Origin of the sequence: Dorea sp. AGR2135, assembly GCF_000420885.1 — a bacterium.
Classification (GTDB): Bacteria; Bacillota; Clostridia; order Lachnospirales; family Lachnospiraceae; genus Dorea; species Dorea formicigenerans.
In genome coordinates, this window is sequence record NZ_ATVU01000002.1 from 27,995 (window position 1) to 40,359 (window position 12,365).

At 41.6% G+C, this 12,365-nt stretch carries 10 protein-coding genes; 4 read left to right on the plus strand and 6 right to left on the minus strand.

The features are described from left to right. Window positions 1-24 precede the first annotated feature (24 nt). From murC to G593_RS0101645, 4 genes are all read left to right on the plus strand, one after another. On the plus strand, window positions 25-1,404 hold the full coding sequence (gene murC / locus G593_RS0101630; RefSeq protein WP_029730512.1) for a UDP-N-acetylmuramate--L-alanine ligase: 1,380 nt from the start codon (window positions 25-27) through the stop codon (window positions 1,402-1,404). Between the two features lie 136 nt (window positions 1,405-1,540). After that, window positions 1,541-2,590, plus strand: coding sequence for a DnaD domain protein (locus G593_RS0101635; RefSeq protein WP_029730513.1), 1,050 nt, complete (start codon window positions 1,541-1,543; stop codon window positions 2,588-2,590). Between the two features lie 27 nt (window positions 2,591-2,617). Next, window positions 2,618-3,631: an ATP-binding protein gene (locus G593_RS0101640; RefSeq protein WP_005337372.1), complete on the plus strand. Its 1,014-nt coding sequence runs from the start codon at window positions 2,618-2,620 to the stop codon at window positions 3,629-3,631. Continuing rightward, on the plus strand, window positions 3,618-4,805 hold the full coding sequence (locus G593_RS0101645) for a ribose-phosphate pyrophosphokinase (protein ID WP_005335161.1): 1,188 nt from the start codon (window positions 3,618-3,620) through the stop codon (window positions 4,803-4,805). The genes G593_RS0101640 and G593_RS0101645 overlap by 14 nt, the downstream gene beginning before the upstream one ends. Before the next feature lie 197 nt (window positions 4,806-5,002). On the opposite strand, the gene G593_RS0101650 is transcribed toward G593_RS0101645, so the two are convergent. The 6 genes from G593_RS0101650 to G593_RS0101675 all read right to left on the minus strand — a co-directional run bounded on the left by G593_RS0101650 (window position 5,003) and on the right by G593_RS0101675 (window position 12,233). After that, window positions 5,003-6,577, minus strand: a complete 1,575-nt coding sequence (locus G593_RS0101650) for an ATP-binding protein (RefSeq protein ID WP_005337374.1) — start codon at window positions 6,575-6,577, stop codon at window positions 5,003-5,005. Between the two features lies 1 nt (window position 6,578). After that, complete coding sequence (locus G593_RS0101655) at window positions 6,579-7,634, minus strand: metallophosphoesterase family protein (RefSeq protein ID WP_081646462.1); 1,056 nt, start codon at window positions 7,632-7,634, stop codon at window positions 6,579-6,581. After that, on the minus strand, window positions 7,534-8,787 hold the full coding sequence (locus G593_RS0101660) for a sensor histidine kinase (protein ID WP_029730514.1): 1,254 nt from the start codon (window positions 8,785-8,787) through the stop codon (window positions 7,534-7,536). The genes G593_RS0101655 and G593_RS0101660 overlap by 101 nt, the downstream gene beginning before the upstream one ends. Then, the gene (vanR, locus tag G593_RS0101665; RefSeq protein ID WP_005337379.1) at window positions 8,777-9,466 is read right to left on the minus strand and encodes a VanR-ABDEGLN family response regulator transcription factor; all 690 of its coding nucleotides are present in this window, start codon (window positions 9,464-9,466) and stop codon (window positions 8,777-8,779) included. The genes G593_RS0101660 and vanR overlap by 11 nt, the downstream gene beginning before the upstream one ends. A 126-nt stretch (window positions 9,467-9,592) precedes the next feature. Continuing rightward, window positions 9,593-10,984, minus strand: a complete 1,392-nt coding sequence (asnS, locus tag G593_RS0101670; protein WP_029730515.1) for an asparagine--tRNA ligase — start codon at window positions 10,982-10,984, stop codon at window positions 9,593-9,595. 277 nt (window positions 10,985-11,261) lie between these two features. Then, the gene (locus G593_RS0101675; protein WP_005337389.1) at window positions 11,262-12,233 is read right to left on the minus strand and encodes a polysaccharide deacetylase family protein; all 972 of its coding nucleotides are present in this window, start codon (window positions 12,231-12,233) and stop codon (window positions 11,262-11,264) included. Between the last annotated feature and the right edge of the window lie 132 nt (window positions 12,234-12,365).

A 12,365-nucleotide genomic window follows, 5' to 3' on the forward strand; every position in this document is an offset into this window, starting at 1 on the left:
ATATATGAGGAAGGAATCTTAATTATGTATAAAATTAATTTTGACAAGCCAGTACACGTACATTTTATCGGAATCGGCGGTATCAGCATGAGCGGACTTGCCGAGGTACTTTTAGAAGAGAACTTTACTGTTTCCGGATCTGACAACAAAGAATCTGCTCTGACAGATCATCTTGAAAAAGCCGGCGCACAGATTTTCTATGGACAGAAAGCTTCTAATATCATAGATGGTATCGATGTAGTTGTATATACGGCTGCAATTCATAAAGACAATGAAGAATATCAGGCTGCAGTTCAAAAAGGACTCCCGATGCTGACACGTGCTGAACTTCTCGGACAGCTTATGACAAACTACGATATTCCAATCGCAGTTTCCGGAACTCACGGAAAAACAACAACAACTTCTATGATTTCACACATTCTTCTGGCCGGAGAGATGGATCCGACTATTTCTGTTGGCGGAATCTTAAAAGCAATCGGTGGAAATATCCGTGTCGGTAATTCCGAGATTTTTGTTACGGAAGCATGCGAATATACAAACAGTTTCCTTAGCTTCTTTCCTAAGATCAGTGTGATTCTGAATATTGACGAAGATCATCTGGACTTCTTCAAGGATCTGGAGGATATCCGCAACTCTTTCCACAGATTTGCAAAGCTGCTTCCAAAAGACGGAACACTTGTTATCAATGGTGACATTGATCGTCTGGATGAGATTACAGGAGATCTTGACTGCAAAATCGTAACTTACGGAACGAATCCTTCCGCAACTTATCATGCTGCAAATGTAACTCATGACGAACTCGGCGAAGCATCCTTTGACCTGGTAAAGAACGGTGAATTTGTAGATCGTATTTCCTTATCTGTAAGTGGAGACCATAATGTATCCAACGCACTTGCCGCACTTGCTGTTGCAGATCTTCTGGATGTAAATGTTTCCGTTGCCAAAAAGGGACTGAAAGAATTTCACGGTACAGACCGTCGTTTTGAATACAAAGGCGAGACTAATGGTGTGACGATCATTGATGACTATGCACATCATCCGACAGAGATTGCTGCAACACTGACTGCTGCGACCCATTATCCGCATCGTGAGATCTGGTGCATTTTCCAGCCTCATACTTATACACGTACAAAAGCTCTCTTCCCGGAATTCGTTGAGGCACTTTCACATACAGATCATGTGATCCTGGCTGATATTTATGCAGCAAGAGAAACGGATACTCTCGGAGTGTCTTCTAAACAGATTGCAGATGAATTGAAGGCAAAAGGATGCGATGCATACTACTTCCCAAGCTTTGAAGAAATAGAAAATTTCTGTCTGACACATTGTCAAAAAGGGGATGTGTTGATAACTATGGGAGCCGGAGACGTTGTAAACATTGGGGAAACGCTTCTTGGAAGATAGTTATCCACATTTTCCACAGATTTTTATCCACAAAAAACCCGATTTTTGCGTCAAAAATTTCTTTTTTAATGGTACTTCCGATGCTATAATAGCTGTGCAATGAAGCGAATGATACTTGAGGAGGACCTGAAAAGGCATGAGAAAATTAACACTTACAAACCACGTGCAGAGTGATACAACTGTACTGGAGAACGAATTTATCGATCATTATATGGCAGAGGCGAACGGGGAATACGTGAAGGTATACCTTATTCTTTTGCGCCATCTGAATGAGCCTTCAGGAACTCTGACAATTTCAAAGATTGCAGATTTATTAGATATTACAGAAAAAGATGTGATCCGTGCATTGAACTACTGGAAAAAGAAAGGGTTACTGGATTATGACATGCCTGTAGACGGAGAGGCTCCGGCGATTCCGGCACAGCCGCGTATGACAGAAGAACCATCTGCACCGGAACCGGCTGCTCCTTCTATTCAGCCGGCACCGACAACTACAGATGTATCCAGTATTGAGCAGTACCGCTCTCGTAAAGAGTTCAAAGAACTTCTTTTTGTTGCAGAGCAGTACCTTGGCAAGACGCTGTCCCATTCTGACGTAGAATCTATTACATATTTTTACGAGACTTTACATATGTCTGCAGATCTTATTGAATACCTGATCGAGTACTGTGTAGAGAACGGTCATACAAGCATGCACTATATTCAGAAGGTTGCTCTTTCCTGGTGTGAACGCCACATTAAGACGGTTTCTGAAGCAAAAGCAAGCTCTATGGCATACAATAAGAACTGCTATTCTATTCTCGGAGCTTTCGGCATTAAAGGACGCGCTCCTGCACCGTCTGAGATGGAATACATCAAGCGCTGGACTTCCGAATATGGGTTCTCTCTGGATCTGATCCTGAACGCATGCGCCAGAACTATGAATGCAATTCATCAGCCAAGCTTTGACTATACTGAATCTATTCTGAAAAAATGGCTGGAGCAAAGTGTTAAGAACATTCAGGATATCGAAACTCTGGATGCCGGATTTATCCGTGAAAAAGAAGCCCGTGAAAAAGAACGCCGTGAAAAAGAACTTCAAAGAAAAAGTGCCGCTAAAATCACACCGGCACCAACAAAGTTCAACAACTTCGAGAACCGTTCTTATGATATGAGCGATCTTGAGCGCAAGCTGTTACAGCAATAAACTATATAATAAGGAGCATTTTCGTCCATGGCATTATCAAATTCCCAGTACGATCAATTGATGCGCGATTATGAGCAATTACAACTGGATAACGAGCATGAACTTCGTCTTCGTTTTGATGAAGTTTATGCGAAGATTCCAAAGCTTCGCACAATTGATGACACGATTTCTTCTCTGAGTGTTGAAAAAGCAAAGAGACTGCTGGAAGGAGACGAAGATGCTCTTTCTTCATTTCATGAAAAGCTCCTGACATTAACTGGCGAAAAGCAGAAGCTTCTTACGTCTCACGGATTTCCATCTGATTATCTTGAAAAGCATTATCACTGTCCAGACTGTCAGGATACCGGATATATTGGGACACGCAAGTGCCACTGTATGAAAAAGGCAATTATCGAGCTTCTATATAACGGCTCGAACTTGAAAGGAATTTTAGAGCAGGAAAATTTCCACACATTTTCTCTGGACTACTATTCCAAAAGCCATATTGATCCGCTGACCGGAAGATCGGCAAGAGACGCCATTGAAACCGCACTTCGTGTCTGTCATCATTTTATTGATACATTTTCCAGTGAATTTCATAATATTCTTTTATATGGAGATACTGGTGTTGGAAAGACATTTCTCACTCACTGTATTGCAAAGGAATTAATGGATCACTCTTATTCAGTTATTTATTTTTCTGCAGCAGGGCTTTTTGATTTTCTTGCTAAGAATACTTTTGGTAAAAGAGATGAGATCGATGAAGATGCGCTCTCCCATATTTGCAGCTGTGACTTGCTAATTATTGATGATCTTGGCACAGAGCTCGCGAATAGCTTTACGGTTTCACAATTATTTGTTATACTTAATGAGCGAATCTTGCGAAAGGAAGCGACAATCATATCTACGAACCTGTCGCTCGAAGATATAAAAGCAATTTATTCTGAACGAATTTTTTCACGTATCAGCAGCAGCTATTCTATGCTCCGTCTGACCGGTGACGATATCAGAATTCAAAAAAAATTATTAAACCTAGGAGGTACAAAAGATGTTACGCCGTAACGAACGTAATCTTGACAACATCCCTGCAGGAACACTTGGAATCATCGCAATTGATGGCTGCCAGGCGATGGGAAAGGAAGTCGATCATTTCATCACTACATGGCGCCATGAAGATGGACACAAATTCATGGATGATGTAGTATTCAGTGGATATCAGAGAGATTCTTATCTCGTAAATGCTCATGTACCACGTTTTGGTTCCGGGGAAGCCAAAGGTGTGATTGATGAGTCTGTCCGTGGTATGGATCTTTACATTTTGGTCGATGTCTGCAACTACAGCCTGACATATTCTATGAGTGGAAACACAAATCATATGTCACCAGATGATCATTATCAGAACTTAAAGAGAATTATCGCTGCTGTCGGTGGTAAAGCAAAACGTATCAACGTTATCATGCCGTTCCTCTATGAAAGCCGTCAGCATAAGAGAAGCTCTCGTGAGTCTCTGGACTGCGCACTCGCACTTCAGGAGCTGACACACATGGGCGTTGATAATATTATTACATTTGATGCACACGACCCTCGTGTACAGAACGCAATCCCGCTTTCCGGATTCGAGACAGTGCGTCCAACTTATCAGTTTGTAAAAGGATTATTAGATCGCTACGATGACTTGATCATCGACAGTGACCACATGATGGCGATTAGCCCAGATGAGGGTGCTACAGAGCGTGCTGTATATCTGGCAAACGTTCTGAACCTGGATATGGGTATGTTCTATAAGAGACGTGATTACACACGTGTGGTAAATGGACGCAACCCAATCGTTGCTCATGAGTTCCTTGGTTCTTCTGTAGAAGGAAAAGATGTTATTATTCTGGATGACATGATTTCTTCCGGAGACAGCATCCTGGATGTTGCAAAACAGTTAAAGAGCCGCAATGCAAAACGTATTTTTGCAGCTGCTACATTTGGACTCTTTACAAATGGACTGGATAAGTTCGATGAAGCCTATGAAAGTGGTCTGATTGATGGAGTCTTAACAACGAATCTGATTTACCAGACACCGGAACTTCTTTCCAGACCTTATTATATCAACTGTGATATGAGTAAATATGTTGCTCTTATGATTGATACTCTGAACCACGACGGATCTATCAGTGATATTCTGGATCCTAGTGAGAGAATTCAGGTATGCGTTGAGGAATACAAGAAAGCTCACGGTCAGTTATAACAACTGCGTCTGTTCAAGAATGCCTCGGCATTCTTGCTGCGAGGTGCGCGTCATGCAATTGCATGACATACTTCTACTGCGCATCTCTGCAATTCTGCCGGAGGCTATATCAGCTGGGGGATTGACTCCCAGCTGATATAAAAAGCAGATAAGTGAATGTAGTTCAAGAATTTTACATTCATTCATCTGCTTTTTGTCTACTGTAATTTTATATAATTACAATTTTTAACTCCCATTTCAGAAAGTATCTTCATCTCTCTTTTCTGACAGGTGAACAATAATACCTGTTTTCCACTTTTTGCAAGCCATTCCATCACACTTTCCAGCCGTTCCTCGTCATAACTTACAAATGTATCATCCAAAATTACCGGAAGTTCTTCTTCTAACAGTACTTCTGATGCTGCCATTCGAAGTGCAAAATATACCTGCTCTGCTGTTCCCTGGCTGACTCTTGCAATATCTACTTTGCGCCCTTCACTCAGTAAGCTGATATTTAATCCTTCTTCTACATTTAATCGGGTATATTTCCCTTCTGTAATAAATTCCATAATCTCTGAAACCCGGTCATTTAATTTTCCCCGAAGCTTCTTCTGCATCTCTCCAGAAAGTTCCTGAATTTTATCAATCGCAAGCTGTCTTGCCTCCGCCTGGACATTTAGAATTCTCTCCTCATCACTGATTCCGTCTAACTCTTCCAGGTCTTCCTTTAGATTGGAATAACGTACCCGCTTATCCCCAAGCTCCAACGCATTTCTCTCCAGTTCCCATTTCAGACGGTCTGTAGGGATCTTCTCCTCTTGAGGTGTAATCTCCTCCAAAATTTTTTCTGGCTCTGTCTTCTCAACTTTTTTACTGATCTTCATCCGGTTCCACACATAGATGCTGGAAAGCAATACTAAAATAATTGCGACCAGATAATTCCACGGACGTTTCAAAAGCCATACACACAGAACCACTGCCAGTACCGCTGCCAATATTTCCAATGGATGTACTCTCCATTTAGATGGCCGTATCTCATCTATCATGTGTTTGGGTTCTTCTTCATCCTGCTTAAGCAACAGCCTGGATTCTCGCTCCCGCACTTTTCTAAACGCAATCTCTTCTTCCAGATGTGCCTGTTCTTCTTCCAGTTTATGAATATCACGCCACACATAAGACATTTCCTGAGAAATGTGTTCTCTTTTATCCTGGCGTTTTTCCATTTGCTTTTGCATCTCATGCAAACTTTCTTTTTTCTGCTCTTTCAAATAATCTATAGCTGCCGCCAGATCAAGTTCCCCATCTCCGGTCGCATAATAATTAGATGCATAATTTTTCAATTCCTCAGAGAGCGTCATTCCAGGCTTTACCCTCATCTGTGCCATAGCCATCGTATCATCATAAATTTGTGGACTCAAATCACCCATGAGCATCTGAAGATCTCCATCTTTCACAGACAATTCTTCTGCATCTTCCAGACAGACAAGCGTCTCATTTTTCCCATACCGGTCAAAATTTCTGGACAGAAGAAATTCCTTATCTCCTGATTCAAATTTCATTTCCCCACAATAATAATTCGGATTTTCCCACGGTTCATATCTGGAAAATGCATCCTGAGCCGCAGCTCTTCCACGCCCTCGTTCCAACCCAAAAAGCATAGCTCTGATAAACGTATAAAGGGTAGACTTTCCAGACTCATTTTCTCCATATATCACATTCATTCCATCTGAAAAATGAATTTCTTTATTTGTAAACTTTCCAAAGTTCTTAAGTCTCAACTCTTTGATTTTCATATTAGCCTCTTCTTGTCTCCATCAATGCCCGCACTCCCTCACAAAGCACCTGATGTTCCAGACTATTCTCAGGATACTGTTCCAGCTCTGCCACAAATGCCCCAAGAATATTTCCCTTATTTGCTTCTTTCAACTTATCGAACTGATACGCCGGTCGTGTCTGATCTGTAATCTCGATCACATTTCCATATGGATCCAGCGTGTCCACGTTGTAAGAAATTTCCGGGTCACGCATTCCGTCCAGAATAATCTTGTAAATATTTTCCTTTCCTTTTTCATCTATAACTTTCGCAACTGTCTCTTTTAGTTCATGCTCTGTCATAGAAGGATTTACTTCGATCGTCTGATGTATGTAAGATCTCATTGCAAATGGTACGAATCTTATCCTGCATCCCTTGGTCGTAATCTCTCCGTAAATGTATCCGTGCGCTCCAGTATCGTTTTTATCGATTGGCTCCAACGCTCCGGCGTAAGCAATTTTATCCGGACAGATAATCTGCGGTTTATGGATGTGCCCCATTGCAATATAATCATAACCAAGCCCCAACAGATTTTCTTTCTTTATCGGAATATGGCTGTCATCTCCTCCGTGCGCAAGCAAAATCTCATATGGCTGTCGCCGCTGTGCAAATGCATCACAATAGCATTCCTCTGTAATCTGTTTCGTATCATAGCTCATGCCATAGATTGCCAGACTGTATGCTGGAAATTCCACGCATTGAATCTCCCTGTCCAGAATCATATGCACATTTTTGGGCCACTGAAACGTCCGATAATAAGAATCTCTCTTCAGATAATCATGGTTTCCTGCAATGATAACCACCTCAGTCATGGTCAGTTTTGAAAAAAGATAATCCAGTTCTTTTAGTTCCCGTCTGAGCGGCTGCCTGTGAAACAAGTCGCCTGCGATCAGAAGCATTTCCACATGCTTACTTTCACAGACTTCGAGTACTCGTTCAAGACTGGTCCATATCTCCTTTTCCCGCTTTTCCTTTCGGGAGCTTCCAATGTACGGGGCTGCCCCCAAATGTATGTCTGCGATGTGTATGAATCTCATTTTTACTTCCCTCTTCATTTTCTTCCAGTTCATTTTCCGACGGCAGCATCACAATAAATCGCGTGTGCAGATCATCACTTTTCGCCATGATCTGTCCATCATGTAATTCCACAATCTCTTTTGCAATCGCAAGACCAAGTCCTGCTCCTCCGGTTCCGGTCGACCTGGAATTATCTACCCGGTAAAATTTTTCAAAAATCGTCTGCAGCATATCTCCCGGAATCCGGTCTCCGCTGTTTGTAAATGTAATCTCGATTTTATTATTTTTCATTCTGGCCTGAATCTCAATTTTGGTATCCTCATAACAATATGCAATGGCATTTCTCAAAATATTATCAAAGACACGGGCAAGCTTGTCCGGATCGCCGTAAACTTCCAGATTCTCTTCCACATCCACATCACAAGTAAGCTTTTTTTCCTGAAGTACGCCATAAAGTTCGTCTGCAATCTGCTCCAGCATCATAGTCAAGTTTATCTTCACCGACTCCAGCTCGATATTCTGCAAATTGTACCTTGTAATGTCAAAAAACTCATTAATTAATTCACCGAGACGATTGGATTTCTCCAGAGCAATATGAATATATTTCTTTCGCTCCTCCTCCGGCATCTTTGGATATCCGTCCAGCATACTTAAGTAAGCCACAATAGAAGTCAAGGGTGTCTTTAAATCATGCGCCAGAAACAACACCAGATCGTTTTTTCGTTTCTCGCCTTCCACTGACTCCAACTCCTGCCGTTTCAGGGTAGCTTTAATCTCATTTAATCGAATCTCAATCGGTTTCAATTCTGTGATCAGGTGAATCGGTTCCGTAGATTCCGACAGAATATTTTCAATTCCCTCTCCCACCTGGTCCAGATACTTTGTCATTTTCGAAAGTGCCACATAGAAAAAAAGAGCAAACAAAAGCAAAAAGCCTACAACCATGAAAAATGTCTTGTTATCTCCTATCAATTTCCAATACAGGCTCCGTGCAGTCGGTTCACTCACTTGCAGTTTCGTCATTATTTTTACAAAATTCCTGGCGAAACTGTCATTATAAATTCCATCGATCACATAATTCAGCAAAAATCCACCCACCAGAACTGTCAGTGCCGTAACAAGCACCGTCTGCAAGAGAATACTGAATTTTAATTTACGATAATTATTCTTCAACCTTATATCCAACTCCCCATACAGTCTTAATGAAATCAGATTTTCCGGTAGGTCCATTCATTTTTTCCCGCAGATGCCGGATATGAACCATGACCGTATTGTTGCTGTTCTTATAGCATTCTTCCTTCCAAACCTTGTGGAATAACTCCTCAGAACTAATAACCTTGCCTCGGTTCTCACAGAGCAGCCACAGAATATCAAACTCAATCGGTGTCAGTGTCAGCGGCACTTCATTGTAAGTACACTCATGAGACTGCCGGTTCAGGAACAGGCCGCCAAAATCAATCACATCCCCCTCGTCCTTCGTACCCTCATTGTACTGCGTATAGCGTCGAATCTGTGCTTTCACCCTGGCAACCAGCTCCAATGGATTGAAAGGCTTTGGAATATAATCATCAGCACCAAGTGTCAGACCCGTGATCTTATCCATATACTCCGTCTTCGCTGTCAACATAATCACAGGAAATGTATATTTCTCCCGAATCTGCTTCAAAATCTGGAATCCGTCCACATCCGGAAGCATGATATCCAGAATCGCAAGATCAATCTTCGTACTGGCAATACAATCAAGTGCTTCCTGACCCGTATAAAATTTCAGCACATTATACTGATCATTCTTCAAGTATAACTCGATAACATCAGCAATCTCTTTCTCATCATCCACTACTAAAATATTCATACAATTCTCCTCTTTTTCAATTGGGGACGGGGTTTTTTCAAAAAAACCCCGTCCCCAATTGAACTTTAACCTGTCCCTTTCTGATTGTGTCAAACATTTTCTACAATTTCAGGGGCTATTTCTCTGTTATAACTCGCAGTTATTTACTGTTCTTGGGAATGGTACTACGTCACGGATATTGCCCATTCCTGTCAGATACATGATGCATCTCTCGAATCCAAGTCCGAATCCGGCATGTCTTGTGGATCCGTATTTTCTAAGATCCATGTAGAATCCGTAATCTTCTGTCTTCATTCCGAGTTCTTCCATGCGTGTTGCAAGCTTCTCGTAATCGTCTTCTCTCTGGCTTCCTCCGATGATCTCACCGATTCCTGGTACGAGGCAATCGACTGCTGCCACGGTCTTTCCATCTGGGTTCTGTTTCATGTAGAATGCTTTGATATCTTTCGGATAATCTGTTACAAATACTGGGCGTTTGTATACTTCCTCTGTCAGATAGCGCTCGTGCTCTGTCTGAAGATCGATTCCCCATGATACTTTGAACTCGAATTTATCGTTGTGCTTCTTTAGAATCTCAATTGCATCTGTGTATGTGATTCGTGCAAATTCAGATGTTGCAACGTTGGTCAGTCGATCGATCAGCCCTTTGTCTACAAATGAATTGAAGAAGTTCATCTCTTCCGGTGCGTTTTCCATCACATAATTGATGACATATTTTAACATGTCTTCTGCAAGGTCCATGTCGTCCTCCAGATCTGCAAATGCCATCTCAGGCTCTAACATCCAGAACTCTGCCGCATGTCTTGTTGTGTTGGAGTTCTCTGCGCGGAATGTAGGTCCAAATGTATAAACATTTCCAAATGCCTGTGCATATGTCTCTGCATTTAACTGTCCGCTTACGGTAAGGCTTGTCTCTTTTCCGAAGAAATCCTGTGTATAATCTACTGCATCATCTTCTGTCTTCGGTACATTTTCCATGTCCATCGTTGTTACGCGGAACATCTCTCCGGCTCCTTCACAATCACTTCCTGTAATGATCGGTGTATGTACATACACGAATCCTCTCTCCTGGAAAAATTTGTGAAGTGCGTATGCCGTCAGGGAACGAACACGGAATACTGCCTGGAATGTGTTTGTTCTCGGTCTTAAATGTGCGATCGTACGAAGGTACTCAAAGCTGTGACGCTTCTTCTGAAGCGGATAATCCGGCGCGGAAGCGCCTTCTACTGTTACAGTCTTCGCCTGAATCTCAAATGGCTGTTTTGCCTGTGGTGTTGCAACCAGTGTACCTGTTACAACAACAGCTGCTCCTACATTAAGTTTGGAAATCTCCTCAAAGTTCTCCATATCATCATGATATACGACCTGAAGTGGTGTAAAAAATGTTCCATCATTGATGACAATAAAGCCAAATGCTTTGGAGTCGCGGATACTTCTTACCCATCCCCCAACGGTAATTTCTTTATCCAGGTATGCTTCCTGATTCTTGTATAATTCGCGAATTTTAATTAAATTCATACCAAATACTCCTTCTACTGTCTTAAAAATACTTTCTTCTGACGCCATGCATAGGAAATGCACCTTCCTATTATACAAAGAAATGTGTCAGATGCCATATATCGTTTATTATAGCACAGAAGTTGTGATTACCCAACCCCTGACTCGTGCGATTATTTACAATTCACCCAATTCGCCGATTACTCACCGATTATCTCACAGATTATTTACAATATCTTATTTACAATATTTACGATACTTACGATTATTTACAATTTATGACTGATTTATGTCTCAATTAGTTATTCACTCCATGATGTGCTACGAAGCTATCACGATCCAGTGCTTTAAATGTATATCCCAGTGACTGATAATGTTCTATAATCTGTGGCAATGCCTCCACAGTCGTCTGTTTTCCATGGGAATCATGACAAAGTAAAATGATGTTGTTAGAATCAAAGCTCGTTGCCTGCGCCACCAGTTCTTCGGTCGTTCTCACAGACCCATCGCCGGAACTTCCGTTCCAGTCATAATACTGATATCCACGGTTTTGTACTTCCTGCACAAGCGTGGACATGATTCCTGCTGTATATTTCTTTGATACAGTATTTGATGATCCACCCGGAAAACGGATAAAACATGGTACATAGCCGATCTCTTCCTGTACCATCTGCCCAATCTGATCCAGATCCTGAAAATACGCATCAACCGATGCATAAACCTTAGCATAATCATGTGAATATGTATGCATTCCAATTGTATGTCCCTTGTCATACGCAGCCTTTATCATATCTTTGTATTCCGGCATCTCACCTGTCACAAAAAATGTTGCCTTTGCATTATATTTATCCAGAATATCCAGAACTGCCTGTGTATTATCTGATGGTCCGTCATCCAATGTCAGATACACGATTTTCTCATCGGACTGTTCTGTCGTTCCGACTGAAACTCCCGGTTGCACTGCAAAATTACTACGGTCAGGAACTGACGCGTCTCTATCATCAGTCTCCTCTTCCGTATCCTCCGTCTCTTCTTCTATCTCATTTTCTTTCTGCGCAGCTTGGGGTGTCTGCTCTGTCTTTTTCGCCTTCTGATTATGAATCTTCGCAGCCTCTTTTACACTTTTATCTCTCTGAATAAAAATTGCCACTGCTGCCATGATCAGCAGTACAAGAATAATCATTTCTATTGCTACTATTTTATTTCTTTTACCACCCTTGTTTTTCTTTCCGTTATCATTTTTTCCGGTCTTTTCTTCTCTATCTGACATATATCCTCCTATTTTGTTTCACAAATCTATTGTTTCAAACCTTTTTGACCCTAATATCATTATATGCGACATAGCCACTTCTATCAAGACTAACTATTTGTATCCCCCGGAAATTATACGTTCAAGAACGAC

Excerpts from the sequence above, each read along its gene's own strand:
- vanR (WP_005337379.1), bottom strand. The coding sequence starts at position 9,466 with ATGAATATTTTAGTAGTGGATGATGAGAAAGAGATTGCTGATGTTATC.
- murC (WP_029730512.1), top strand. The coding sequence starts at position 25 with ATGTATAAAATTAATTTTGACAAGCCAGTACACGTACATTTTATCGGA.
- G593_RS0101655 (WP_081646462.1), bottom strand. The coding sequence starts at position 7,634 with ATGAGATTCATACACATCGCAGACATACATTTGGGGGCAGCCCCGTAC.
- asnS (WP_029730515.1), bottom strand. The coding sequence starts at position 10,984 with ATGAATTTAATTAAAATTCGCGAATTATACAAGAATCAGGAAGCATAC.
- G593_RS0101650 (WP_005337374.1), bottom strand. The coding sequence starts at position 6,577 with ATGAAAATCAAAGAGTTGAGACTTAAGAACTTTGGAAAGTTTACAAAT.
- G593_RS0101635 (WP_029730513.1), top strand. The coding sequence starts at position 1,541 with ATGAGAAAATTAACACTTACAAACCACGTGCAGAGTGATACAACTGTA.
- G593_RS0101640 (WP_005337372.1), top strand. The coding sequence starts at position 2,618 with ATGGCATTATCAAATTCCCAGTACGATCAATTGATGCGCGATTATGAG.
- G593_RS0101645 (WP_005335161.1), top strand. The coding sequence starts at position 3,618 with ATGTTACGCCGTAACGAACGTAATCTTGACAACATCCCTGCAGGAACA.
- G593_RS0101675 (WP_005337389.1), bottom strand. The coding sequence starts at position 12,233 with ATGTCAGATAGAGAAGAAAAGACCGGAAAAAATGATAACGGAAAGAAA.